The 13,133-nt window shown below is 38.0% G+C and carries 8 protein-coding genes; all 8 read left to right on the plus strand.

From position 1 onward, the window contains the following. Positions 1–90 precede the first annotated feature (90 nt). The 8 genes from I5677_RS14085 to I5677_RS14120 all read left to right on the plus strand — a co-directional run bounded on the left by I5677_RS14085 (position 91) and on the right by I5677_RS14120 (position 13,126). The gene (locus I5677_RS14085) at positions 91–4,767 is read left to right on the plus strand and encodes a PolC-type DNA polymerase III (protein WP_197662276.1); all 4,677 of its coding nucleotides are present in this window, start codon (positions 91–93) and stop codon (positions 4,765–4,767) included. Between the two features lie 502 nt (positions 4,768–5,269). Continuing rightward, positions 5,270–6,613: a magnesium transporter gene (mgtE, locus tag I5677_RS14090; RefSeq protein ID WP_197662277.1), complete on the plus strand. Its 1,344-nt coding sequence runs from the start codon at positions 5,270–5,272 to the stop codon at positions 6,611–6,613. Positions 6,614–6,860: 247 nt separating this feature from the next. After that, positions 6,861–7,712, plus strand: coding sequence for an MYG1 family protein (locus tag I5677_RS14095; protein ID WP_197662278.1), 852 nt, complete (start codon positions 6,861–6,863; stop codon positions 7,710–7,712). Positions 7,713–8,146: 434 nt separating this feature from the next. Beyond that, positions 8,147–8,590 (plus strand): CPBP family intramembrane glutamic endopeptidase, encoded by a 444-nt coding sequence (locus I5677_RS14100; protein ID WP_197662279.1) that lies wholly within the window; start codon positions 8,147–8,149, stop codon positions 8,588–8,590. 150 nt (positions 8,591–8,740) lie between these two features. Then, positions 8,741–9,571, plus strand: coding sequence for a M23 family metallopeptidase (locus tag I5677_RS14105; protein ID WP_197662280.1), 831 nt, complete (start codon positions 8,741–8,743; stop codon positions 9,569–9,571). 235 nt (positions 9,572–9,806) lie between these two features. Then, complete coding sequence (locus I5677_RS14110; protein WP_197662281.1) at positions 9,807–10,184, plus strand: GntR family transcriptional regulator; 378 nt, start codon at positions 9,807–9,809, stop codon at positions 10,182–10,184. Then, complete coding sequence (locus I5677_RS14115) at positions 10,177–11,079, plus strand: ABC transporter ATP-binding protein (RefSeq protein ID WP_197662282.1); 903 nt, start codon at positions 10,177–10,179, stop codon at positions 11,077–11,079. The genes I5677_RS14110 and I5677_RS14115 overlap by 8 nt, the downstream gene beginning before the upstream one ends. Continuing rightward, on the plus strand, positions 11,054–13,126 hold the full coding sequence (locus tag I5677_RS14120) for a DUF6449 domain-containing protein (protein WP_197662283.1): 2,073 nt from the start codon (positions 11,054–11,056) through the stop codon (positions 13,124–13,126). The genes I5677_RS14115 and I5677_RS14120 overlap by 26 nt, the downstream gene beginning before the upstream one ends. Positions 13,127–13,133: the final 7 nt, after the last annotated feature.

Consider the following 13,133-nt stretch of genomic DNA (forward strand, 5'->3'; position numbering starts at 1 on the left):
AGGAGAAAACTATTGAAGAAGGCAGATGTTATCGATAACATATCGATGTTATAAGTGATATATCTGCCTTACAATCGTTAGAATAGGGGAATGAATATGTTGTTTTTTGAAGCATTTGAACGTATGTCTGTTGATGACGAGCTAAAAGCTTTCTATAATGATGTGGTTGTTCTTAAGGTGATAGCATCCAAACAGAGCAAGAAAATATTCATCTGTATCAAAAGTAATCGTCTGATTAGCAGGTTTAATATAAAAAGAATGGAAGAACTGCTAAACAGGCAGCTCTTTTTACATACCGGCAATGTAGCTGTGATAAAACCTCAATTTGAACTCTCAACCCAGTATAACCTTGAAAATCTGTATCCGCTCTATATTGACAGCATCATGGAGGAGCTAAGAGAAGAAAGTGTTGTGATACATCATATTCTGTCCAGCGCAGAGGTTACGATAGAGAATATGAATCTAAGAATTAAGGTGACGGACAGCTGTGTTGTGAAAGAAAAGACAATAAAACTGAAGGATTATCTTGAAACTTTATTCCAGGAGCGTTTTAATTATACAGTATCTGTTATCTTTGAATACATAGAACCTAAGGAGAAGAAAACTAGCCGGTTGGAATATATGGGTCATGCCCGGACAAACGCTTATCCCATGGAGTCCTCCCATTATAGTTCGAATGATCCGGTGGGCTCTCATAACAGTGAAGATAATGACAATGCGAATTCGAGTAGCATCGATATATCAAATGAAAATCAACAATCCGGTAGCAACATAGAAGCTGTTAACAGTGAACTGAGCAACAACATAAATGGGATAAATAGAAAAGAGAAGGAACAGTCACCGGTGAAAACAAGTACCGGTAATGCTGTATCCGGAAAATCATCAACAAATGGCACTACAACGGATACTAATGGAAACGGAAAAACGAAGGGTAATATGAGTGCCGGGTCCAAGGGTATCGGCAATAAAGGCCGGGGTGCCTATGAAAAAGGGAAAGGAAGTTATCGTAAGCTTCCAAGTGATCCTTCCGTGGTATATGGAAGAAACTTTGAGGGGAATTCCATACCTATCTGTGATATTATCGGAGAAATCGGTGAAGTCATTATTCGTGGAAAACTGATAAAACCGGATAACAGATCCATTGGTAATGAGAAAAGTATCATTACTTTTGTATTAACTGACTTTACGGATTCGATTAAAGTGAAACTTTATACCAAGACCATAGAAGTAGATGAGATTTTAGCTGCTCTGCGTCCCGGCGGATTTTTTCAGTTAAAGGGAATTGCACAGATGGATACCTATGAGCGGGACATTCTAATCAGTTCCGTGGTGGGAATTAGGACTATCGGGGATTTTACTACCACCAGGATGGATCAGGCACCTAAGAAAAGAGTCGAGCTCCATGCCCATACCTTAATGAGTGATATGGATGCGGTGGTGGATGTGAAGAAGCTGGTTAAGAGAGCATTTGCCTGGGGACACAGTGCAGTAGCGGTTACGGATCATGGAGTAGTGCAATCTTTCCCAGAAGCCAGTCATGCTCTTAATCCAAAGGATTATTCCGATGAAGAGGAACAAAAAAGGGCGAAGAATTTTAAGGTTATCTATGGAATGGAGGCATATCTTGTTGATGACCTCAAGGAAGTAGTGACGAACGGTAGGGGTCAAAGTCTCATGGATGCTTATGTGGTATTTGACATTGAGACCACCGGCTTTAGCCAGAATAATGATAAAATCATTGAAATCGGAGCGGTTAAGGTATTAGGTGGTGAGATCACGGACCGATACAGCTCTTTTATCAATCCTCAGGTGCCAATCCCATTTGAGATTGAGCAGCTCACCGGCATCAATGATGATATGGTAATTGAGGCGCCGACGGTGGAGACTGTATTGCCGGAGTTTTTAGCTTTTTGTGAGGGTTGCAGTCTGGTAGCTCACAATGCATCCTTTGATATGGGATTTGTCACTAAAAATGCACAGAGGCAGGGTCTCATCGCAGATTTTACGGTGGTGGATACCGTAGGCTTAGCAAGAATTCTATTACCGGAGCTTAGCAGATATAAATTAAATACGGTTGCCAAAGCTCTTAATGTATCCTTAGAAAACCATCATAGGGCAGTGGATGATGCGGGAGCAACCGCAGAGATATTCTTAAAACTGATAGAAATGCTGAAAGAGAAGGAAGTTCATAGTCTGAATGAAATCGATAAGCTAGGAAGGATGTCTCCGGAGGCGGTTAAAAAGCTTCCGGCTTACCATGCCATTATACTGGCTAAAAATGATATCGGCAGGGTGAACCTATATAAATTAGTCTCTATGTCCCACATTGATTATTATAATAAGAGGCCAAAGATACCGAAGAGTTTATTAAACGAATGCAGAGAAGGTCTGATTGTCGGCTCAGCCTGTGAGGCAGGAGAAGTATACCGTGCCGTACTAACGAACCAATCCCATGAACAGCTGGAAAGACTGGTGAAATTCTATGATTATCTGGAGATTCAACCTCTTGGTAATAATGAATTCCTAATTCGTAGTGACCGAAGTGATGAACGAAATATCACTTCTCAAGAGGAGTTAAAAGAAATTAATAAAAGAATTATAGCCTTAGGGGAAGAGTACCATAAACCGGTGGTAGCTACCTGTGATGTTCACTTTTTAGATCCGGAGGATGAGGTATACCGAAGGATTATTCTGGCAGGTAAAGGTTATAAGGATGCGGATGAACAGCCGCCGCTATATTTTCGAACTACGGAGGAGATGTTAGAAGAATTCTCTTACTTAGGAATGGCGAAAGCAGAAGAGGTGGTAATCACTAATACGAATCTAATAGCAGATATGATTGAGAAGATATCTCCGGTTCGACCGGATAAATGTCCTCCGGTTCTTCCGAATTCCGATGAGGATTTAAGAAATATCTGCTTTGAGAAGGCCCACTCCATGTATGGGAAGCCTTTACCAAAACCCGTAGAGGACCGTCTGGAGCATGAGCTAAAATCCATCATCTCTAACGGTTTTGCCGTAATGTATATCATAGCGCAGAAGCTGGTATGGAAATCCAATGAAGACGGGTATCTAGTAGGATCCCGTGGATCTGTTGGTTCCTCCTTCGTTGCAACCATGGCTGGTATTACGGAGGTGAATCCTCTGGCTCCTCATTATTATTGTCTGAACTGTCATTATTCTGATTTTGATTCCGAGGAAGTCAAGACATATGGTGGAAGCTCCGGTTGCGATATGCCGGATAAGCTGTGCCCGGAATGCGGACAACCCTTAGAAAAAGACGGACATGATATCCCCTTTGAAACCTTCTTGGGCTTTTTTGGAGATAAGGAACCGGATATTGATCTTAACTTCTCCGGAGAATATCAGAGTAAGGCTCATGATTATACAGAAGTATTATTCGGTGAGGGACACACATTCCGTGCCGGTACGATCGGTACCTTGGCGGAGAAGACAGCCTTCGGTTATGTAAAAAAATATTTTGAAGAAAGAGGCATTCATAAAAGGAACGCAGAGATTGACCGTCTGATTCAGGGTTGTGTCGGGGTCAGAAGAACCACCGGACAACATCCCGGCGGTATCATCGTACTTCCCCATGGAGAAAATATCTACTCCTTTACACCGGTACAAAGACCGGCCAATGATATGTCCTCCAAGACCACAACTACCCATTTTGATTATCACTCTATTGATCATAACCTGCTTAAGCTGGATATACTGGGACACGACGATCCAACGATGATTAAGATGCTGGAGGATTTAACAGGGATAGATGCGAAAAAGATCAGACTGGACGACCAGAAGGTATTATCTCTCTTTCATGATGTTAGTGCCCTTGGTATCACATCAAAGGATTTGGATGATTGTGAACTGGGTTGCCTTGGTATACCGGAGTTTGGAACGGACTTTGTTATGCAGATGGTGAAGGATACGAAACCAAAATCCTTCTCGGATCTGGTTAAAATCTCTGGTCTGTCCCATGGTACAGACGTATGGCTTAACAATGCTCAGACCTTAATCCAGTCAGGAACCTGTACCTTGGGAACCGCAATCTGTACCCGTGACGATATCATGATCTATCTGATTGCTACCGGTGTGGAGCCGGGACAGTCCTTTAAGATAATGGAGAGTGTAAGAAAGGGTAAAGGCCTAACACCGGAGATGGAGGAGGCCATGGTGACAGCAGGGGTTCCCGATTGGTATATCTGGTCCTGTAAGCAGATTAAATACATGTTCCCGAAAGCCCATGCGGCAGCTTATGTTATGATGGCCTTTCGTATTGCTTATTTTAAGGTGTATTATCCCTTGGCCTACTATGCGGCGTATTTTTCCATCCGCGCTTCAGCCTTTAACTATGAGCTTATGTGTCTGGGAAAGGATCGTTTAGAGGAGCATATGGCTGACTATAAGAGACGAAGCGCTACCTTATCGAAGAAGGAACAGGATACCTTTAAGGATATGCGTATTGTTCAGGAGATGTATGCCAGAGGCTTTACCTTCCTGCCGATTGATATCTACAGAGCAAAAGCCCATCATTTTCAGATTATTGACGACAAGCTGATGCCCTCCTTAAGTACCATTGACGGTCTGGGAGACAAAGCGGCAGACGGCGTGGTAGAAGCAGCTAAGCAGGGTAAGTTCTTATCCAGGGATGATTTTAAAATCCGCTGTAAGGTCAGTTCTACTGTGGTGGATACTATGGCAAAACTGGGGCTTTTAGGTGATTTGCCGGCCTCAAACCAGATGTCCCTGCTTGATTTTCTGTAGAGTTTTCTATGGTACTTATGACTATGGTTTAAATAGCTTAAATATCTTAGATATCTTTTATATTAGCTATATTAATTATTTGGCTGATGACTTTTGAAGTATTATCAAGGTCATCAGCATTTTTTTATATAGGCTTTAGCTTGTTGAAAATAGCTACGCATCGAGCAGATATCTTCAAAGTAATAGAAAATACTTTGATTTTCTTATTAACTTAAAAGCTTTCCAGATAGGATGCGGACGCGTATGTAATAAAACTAGTCGGTTTTATAGATCGTGCTCCAAACGAGAGTTTCGTTTGTTTACTTTTTCTTGAATAGTAAAAATCTGATAATAAAATACTCTAATATGTGAATTGTGCTTGCTTAAGATAACCACACATGATAATATTTTAAAATTCGGATATGTTAAATAATCCATTCGTTTTATGACGAAGGATATGAATTAATTTATACGAAAATTGTGATATAATATAGTAATAGAAACTTAAGATGAGGTGAACTATATGTTCGAAGATAGAAAGGAATTGCTTAAAAACCTAATACAAGAAGATAGAAAAGATGAAATACTTGGGTTTTTAGATCGTATGTATCCGATCGATATAGCTACAGTATTAGAGGAATTTGATGATGAATATTTATATAAATTCAAGAGTTTTATCCCGATAGAACAAATGGCTGAAATCATAGAACAGGCCGGTGAAAAATTTCAGATCAGATTTTTAAAGCTGTTACATTATGACGAGATTGTAACATTTTTTGCTTATATGTCCAATGATGATATTGCAGATATTCTTGGCAGGCTCCCAATCAAAATAAGAAAAGCTTTATTAACGATGATGAAATCGGGAGATACCAAACAGATTCAAGAATTGTTAGGCTATGCCGAGGATAGTGCCGGCGGCATTATGACAACGGAGTATATCGCCTTAAAAGAAGATCTGTCCATCGCGGATACGTTAAAGAAGATTAAAGAGATAGGTCCAAAGACAGAGGTGATAGAAACTATCTATGTATTAAATCGAAAGAAAGAGCTGGTTGGAATAGCGGATTTAAGGGATATTTTAATAGCTCCGGAAAATCAAAAGCTTATGGACATTATGAATGAAAACGTGGTTTCTGTTAAGCCGGAGGAGGATCAGGAGATTGTAGCCTGGCTGGTTTCAAAATACGATCTGAATGCAATCCCGGTTGTTAATCATAGAAATTCCTTACTGGGTATCGTAACCGTGGATGATATCATTGACGTCATCGTAGAGGAACAGACAGAGGATATCTTAAGACTTGGTGGTGTAAGTAAAGAAGAGAGAGTGGATAGCTCCTTATTCACTTCGATACGAAAGAGACTTCCCTGGTTAATTATTAATCTTGGAACTGCGTTTCTTGCATCCTTTACGGTAGGATTGTTTGAAGATGTTATTTCACAAGTGGTAGCCTTGGCAGCCGCCATGCCGATTGTGGCTGGTATGGGAGGTAACGCCGGTTCACAGACCCTTTCTCTGGTTATCCGAAGTATTGCACTTGGAGAGATAAGTCTTAAAAAGAACTGGAAGCTGGTCTTTAAGGAGATTTCGCTTGGAGTTATTAATGGAGCCTTTATCGGTATATTTACAGGCATGATATTATATATGCGATATGGTAACCCTTATCTTGGAATAATTATATTCGCCGCCATGATTGGTAATCTGGTGATTGCAGGATTTTTTGGTTTTCTTATTCCGTTAATTTTGAAGGTTCTTCGTGTGGATCCTGCCTTGGCATCCTCCATATTCTTAACAACAGCTACGGATGTATTCGGCTTCTTTCTCTTTCTGGGTCTTGCGAAGATGTTTTTACCGTATCTGCTATGAAACGGTTATGATATTCAGGTCCATAGAGACGAACTTATTGTACAATGTATGTCCTGGAATTCTCCAAGAAGAGTAATTTAGAAAATCCATATACTACCTTTTTTGAAAGATGTATCATATAAAAGGTACTTATCAACAGATTTAACTTAGACAGCACTGAATATTTGTAACCCTAGTTTCACTGTATATTATATTGGCTAAGGGAATAAAATAACTAGATAGTTACAAGAGAGGAGATTAAGTTTAGATGATAGACAATAAAATGCCGGACAAAGCATTCACTCATGGGGGTAAGTTTCATGCAGATGATGTTTTCTCAGCAGCCCTTTTAACATATTTAAACCCGAACATAATAATCGAAAGAGGTTTTGAAATTCCTGAGGATTATGACGGCATAGTTTTTGATATTGGCTTTGGTGAGTTCGATCATCATCAGGCGAACAGCAGAGTAAGAGAGAACGGAATTCCCTATGCTGCCTTTGGTCTTCTTTGGGAAGAGTTTGGACATGAAATCTTGGAGGAAGTAGAGGCAGAAAGGTTTGACCGGTCTTTTGTCCAACCGCTGGATTTATGTGATAATACAGGCTGTGATCATGCAATTGCACGGGCCATTTCTCTGTTTAATCCGGTGTGGGATGATACCAGAAGTGTGGAGGAAGCCTTTTGGGAGGCGGTAGAATTTGCACTTACGATACTTACTAAGAGGTTTGAGTATGCCAAATCCTTAGTGAGGGCAGAAGAAGTTGTTCGAAAGGCACTGGAGAGTGCTAAGAACGGGATACTAATATTACCGATATATACCCCATGGAGAAGTGTAGTACAGGATACGAATATCTTATTCGTTATATATCCTTCGGACCGTGGAGGCTTTAATGCCCAGGTTGTTCCCAAAGATGAGGATGACAGGGATCTTAAGATAGCTTTTCCGGAGGAGTGGTGTGGATTGGAAGCTCAGAGGCTCAAAGAGGTGACAGGTATAGAAACAATTACCTTTTGTCACAGCAGTGGATTTTTGATTGCTGCAGATACACTGGAGGATACAGTTAAAGCATGTGAAATGGCGGAAGAGGTTATGTTTATCGGGGTTTCTAAGGATTAAGTTAGATGTGATATTTAAATTGAAGATTATAGTAATTATTTGATTGAATTCCTTGTTTCATCTTTTAACCAGATGTAGCAAGGTTTTTTATTGTCGGGAAAATAGCGTCTTATACAGTAAAAAAAGCTCCGCATAGACAAACTCTTTTTTGTGATAAGAAAAGCGACTTGTCAATTCATATTGTTGGGGTGAAGGTAAGAGGAGAGTCTTTCGCAGATTAACATGTGAAAGTAAATCTTCAATAATAAGCGTTCATACATCAATAAGTTACATTCATGTTTCAATGTATTGCATTATTAGTAAATATCAGTTATAAATAGAAGAATATCATGTTCCTAGTATGAAATACATTTAGAAAAAATGATAGACTTTTTAAACCTATAGCTAAAATATAAGCGGTATTTTATTTATTTTACTTACCAGAATTTAATACAATGAATAATAAGGTCCTGAATTTTGGTGAAATCCTGACAATATTATTGTTTTATCCGATTGCAGAGGAATTAATAACAAGAGGTATTTTATTAAACAAATTAAATAAGAATAGAACATTTATAATTTCTAATATAATACAAGCTTTTGTTTTTAGTATATTACATTTTAATATTAATACTTTAATTACGTTTTTTATCTTTGGTTTATTACTAGGAGCTATTAAAAGGCATGGTGGTATTCTATGTACCATGGTTATTCATATATTACGTAATTTTACAGTCTACATAATGATCGTCTATGAGATTACCTTTCCGAATTTATCCCGTTGGTTTTACTTATTTTATGGTATATTATTTTTCTTTCTAACGGGTGTTATCTATACTTACTTTAAAAAATATGATATAAGCGAAGAGAACAAGAAAACCAGTTTATCCGAAATTTAATTACTATTCTATTACTGTGCTACAAAAAACTTTTTGGACTTGTATTACTTTTCTAATTATTGTAATATAATCATAATTAGAAAGGTAAGAAATCAAGCTGGAAGGCAGTTATAAAAAGGTGCAAATATAAATATTAAGGAGTAAGGTAGAATGAAAAAAATACTATACATATTAAGCAAGCTAAAATGGATTGGGCTAATAGGCATTATAGGGACCATTAACGGCAATTCATATCTAAAATTATTTTGGTTATTTTTCTTACTTGGTTTTATAGATATCTTTGAAAACCTACCTGTATTTTTACAGAGTATGAAAATGCTAATTGCAATACCGGTTATAAGTATAAAATATGGTAAACGATTACCTTCAACGGAGAATCATACTTCTGATACAAAATACATACTACCCTTTGAAGGGGAATGGTTTGTGGTCAACGGAGGTACGGATCAGAAGACATCCCATTCCTGGGGGATTGTACCGCAAAGATATGCATACGATTTTTTTATCTTGGATGAAGAGAACAAGTCGTTTGAGAATACAGGAGATAATTTAGAAGATTATTATTGTTATGGTAAGAATATTCTTGCTCCGGCAGATGGTATCGTAGTTGCCTTAAAAAACAAATATCCGAATAGCAATGTCAATAAAAATGGGAAAGTAGAATGTAAGGCTAAGGATATACGAGGAAACTATATTACAATCAAACATAACGATAAAGAATATTCAAACATTGCTCATATTATGCCCGGTAGTATTAAGGTAGAGATAGGACAAAAGGTTACTAGGGGACAGGTGATTGCCAGATGCGGTAATTCCGGTAATACTAGCGAGCCCCATATACATTACCAAGTGAATGATGGTAAAAGCTTCTTTTTCTCCGCAGGCCTGCCCATCAAGTTTCAGAAAGTTATTGTAGACGGTAACAAATCAGATGATCATGAGCAATATATCACGAGAGAACATAAAGTAAAAAATAGTTAAATTAATTTCGTTGCTATTCCATAATGTTGTAACCGGCATTGTGGAATAGCTATTTACTTATAGGGCGATAAAATAAACGTCATATAAAATTAGTAAGATAAAAAACTATATATTTTTATATTGACAAATCTAGGAACTTAGTATACACTAACTGTATTAATAGCAATAATACAGTTAATACAATTAATACAGTTATATGAAAGGATTACATAAACTTCAAGAAAGGAGAAAAACCGTGATAATTATAGACTATAAAGATCGTAGACCTATATACGAACAGATTGCGGAACGCTTTCAGGAATTAATCCTTAAGGGAGTCCTCGAGCCAGATACCCAGCTTCCCTCTGTTCGAAGCCTGGCGATGGATTTATCCATTAATCCCAATACGATACAGAAGGCGTATACGGAACTGGAGCGGCAGGGCTTCATATATTCTGTACAGGGTAAAGGAAGCTTTATAGCGCCTAATGACCGGCTGTTACAGGATAAAAAAGATGAGATATTGAAAGTTGTACAGAAATTAGCGAAGGAAGCGAAGGAAATTGGTATTACGAAGGACCAATTTATTCATAAAGTAAACTTAAGTTTTGAGGAGGAGAGAAGCGATGATTGAAGCTGTTAATATAAGTAAACATTTTGATCATATAAAGGCAGTGGATCAGGTTTCGGTTTCCATTAAGGAAGGGAATGTCTTCGGCCTTGTGGGGACCAATGGAGCCGGTAAAAGTACATTTATCCGGATGTTATGCGGAGTCTTAAAACCGGATGAAGGTAATATTAGAATTGACGGTATGGAAGTATTTGAAAATATTGATGCAAAGGAACTGTTTTTCTATATCTCTGATGATCAATACTTTTTCAGCAATGCAACACCGAAGGATCTAAAGAATTATTACAAAGTAGTTTATAAGAATTTTGACAGCGAACGTTTTGACACCTTGATGAAACAGTTTGATCTGGATCAAAAAAGAAAAATTAACACCTTTTCCAAAGGTATGAAGAAACAGTTATCTGTCATCTGCGGTATCAGTGCCAATACCAAATATATCTTTTGTGATGAGACCTTTGACGGGCTTGATCCGGTTATGCGACAGGCGGTAAAAAGTATCTTCGCCAAGGAGATGGATGAGCGCAATATGACCGCTATTATTGCCTCTCATAATCTAAGGGAACTGGAGGATATCTGTGACCATGTCGGTCTGCTTCATAAGGGTGGAATTTTATTATCCAAGGATTTATACGATATGAAGCTGAGCATCCATAAAGTACAATGTGTATTCAAAGAGGATATAGAAGTAAGGCAGATCTTTGAAGGACTGGATGTCCTTAAGATTGATCGGAGAGGTTCTTTATATACGATTACCGCAAGGGGAACAGCGGAAGAGATTACAAGTCGAATTGAAGCGGCGGAGCCGGTATTTTCTGAAGTATTACCCTTAACACTGGAAGAGATATTCATAAGTGAAACGGAGGTGGTAGGCTATGACATCAAAAAGCTTATTCTTTAAGTTACAGAGAGAAGATATCAAAAGAAGAATATGGACCATTGCATTGTCTATGCTGGGATTTTTCATACTGCTTCCTTTAAACCTTGCTATGAGGCTGGGACAGGATAGCTTGCTGGATTGGGAATGGATACAGAGGCAGTTATTAAGTGTATTAGGAGTTAAATTTGAATTAATGTTTTTATTTACAATTGCAGGAGCAGTGGTTTGTGGCTTGAGTGGATATTTTTATCTACATTCGAGAAAGAAAGTGGATCTTTACCATAGTGTTCCGGTACGGAGAGAGACATTATTTGCATTCAGCTATCTAAATGGACTGTTGATTTACCTTGTTCCGTACATCATCAATATTATCTTAAGCTTCGTGGTATTACAGTTTAATGACCGTATGAATACAAAGCTATTTACTACAGCAATGTCAACATTCGGTTTTAATGTATTATTTTATCTTCTAATCTATACTACCGTAATTATTGCAGTCATGCTGACAGGTAATTTTGTAATCAGTTGCTTTGGAACGGCAGTACTGTTCTTTTACGGACCGGTTTTAATGGCGGTTAAGGAGATGTTCTTTAGCGGATTCTTCAGCACATATTATCAGAATAACAATGTGGATTCCATGATCTTAAGATTTCTATCACCTGTTGGTGTATATTTTGATACGGCTAATAACCTGAATCAGGGAAGGGAGCAGGGGCTAGCTATAAGACTAAGCATAGTATTTATCGTAACCATCTTACTTATCGGTCTTTCGGTTTACCTTTATAAAAAGCGCCCTTCAGAGGCAGCTACCCATGCTATGGCATTTGCTATATCCAAACCAATTATTAAATTTTTATTGGTAATCCCGGTATCTCTGGGAGGCGGTATCGTATTTCAACAAATCACCGATCGTGGCTCCATTGGCTGGTTTGTATTTGGTATGATATTTACCCTATTGCTTTCCTATGCGATTATAGAGATTATATATAATTTTGATATTCGAAGTGCCTTTCGTCATAAGGGTCAGTTGCTTGCCTGCGCCGGCATCGTCGCTGTGATTGCGGTTATATTCCATTTTGATCTGTTCGGTTATGATAATTATATTCCAAAGAAGGATAAGATAGAAAGCATGAGTGTAGCCTTTTCCGGTCTGGATGATAATATCAGATATTTCGATTTTGAGACAGATAATACCTGGTATATGAACCCTACCACCTATCAGTTAAAGAATATGAAGCTTACGGATATGGAGGATGCTTATGCATTAGCTAAGGTAGCGATTGATAAAAACATTGAAACATTTTACCCGGGCGATGCATTTAACTATACGGTAAAATACACCTTAACCAGTGGAAGAAAGGTGTATCGAAGTTACCGTCTATATCAGGAGGACGGTATCAGGTTATTAAAGAAAATCTACGATAATGAGCAGTACAAGGAAGGGCACTTTCCAATCTATCAATGGAAGTCTGAAGACATAAGAGCAGTTTCCTGTTACAATATGTTGAATGATATTGCCTTTAGTCTTAATCCCAGTAAAATAAATCAATTACTGGAGATATACAAAGAAGAGTTAAGAAATCTATCTATTGAAGATATGAACGTCAGATATCCGATTGCTACCTTAGTTTTTAAATTAGGACATGAATCTATGTATTATAATGTTTATCCTACCTTTGTAAAAACAATAGCATTCTTAGCGGATCATGGATTTGACGTGAATGATAACGTTGACGTCGATAACATTAAGGAAATAGTGATTACTAATTATGTAACTAATAAAATGGTGATGGATAAATACGGAGATAAAATTTATCGGACATCGGCTTATGAAGATTTATCAAAATCTTATACAGATAAAAAAGAGATTGAAAAGATATATCCCTTGCTGATCAACCGGGATTATTACTGGGATAACCAGACTATAATAAATGCCGAGGATATGGTAGAAGTCACGGTGATTGTAGCAGTGGATGAATACGGTAATGTGAATCAACATTCATTCTATTTTGAAAAGGGTAAGATACCGGATTTTGTGAAACAGGATATCAAGTATGTAGCAGAATAGGGATATA

The organism is Mobilitalea sibirica (genome assembly GCF_015999265.1).
GTDB lineage: Bacteria > Bacillota > Clostridia > Lachnospirales > Lachnospiraceae > Mobilitalea > Mobilitalea sibirica.

Coding starts and splice junctions, on each gene's coding strand:
- I5677_RS14095 (WP_197662278.1), top strand. CDS start 6,861: ATGATAGACAATAAAATGCCGGACAAAGCATTCACTCATGGGGGTAAG.
- I5677_RS14085 (WP_197662276.1), top strand. CDS start 91: ATGAATATGTTGTTTTTTGAAGCATTTGAACGTATGTCTGTTGATGAC.
- mgtE (WP_197662277.1), top strand. CDS start 5,270: ATGTTCGAAGATAGAAAGGAATTGCTTAAAAACCTAATACAAGAAGAT.
- I5677_RS14115 (WP_197662282.1), top strand. CDS start 10,177: ATGATTGAAGCTGTTAATATAAGTAAACATTTTGATCATATAAAGGCA.
- I5677_RS14120 (WP_197662283.1), top strand. CDS start 11,054: ATGACATCAAAAAGCTTATTCTTTAAGTTACAGAGAGAAGATATCAAA.
- I5677_RS14105 (WP_197662280.1), top strand. CDS start 8,741: ATGAAAAAAATACTATACATATTAAGCAAGCTAAAATGGATTGGGCTA.
- I5677_RS14100 (WP_197662279.1), top strand. CDS start 8,147: ATGAATAATAAGGTCCTGAATTTTGGTGAAATCCTGACAATATTATTG.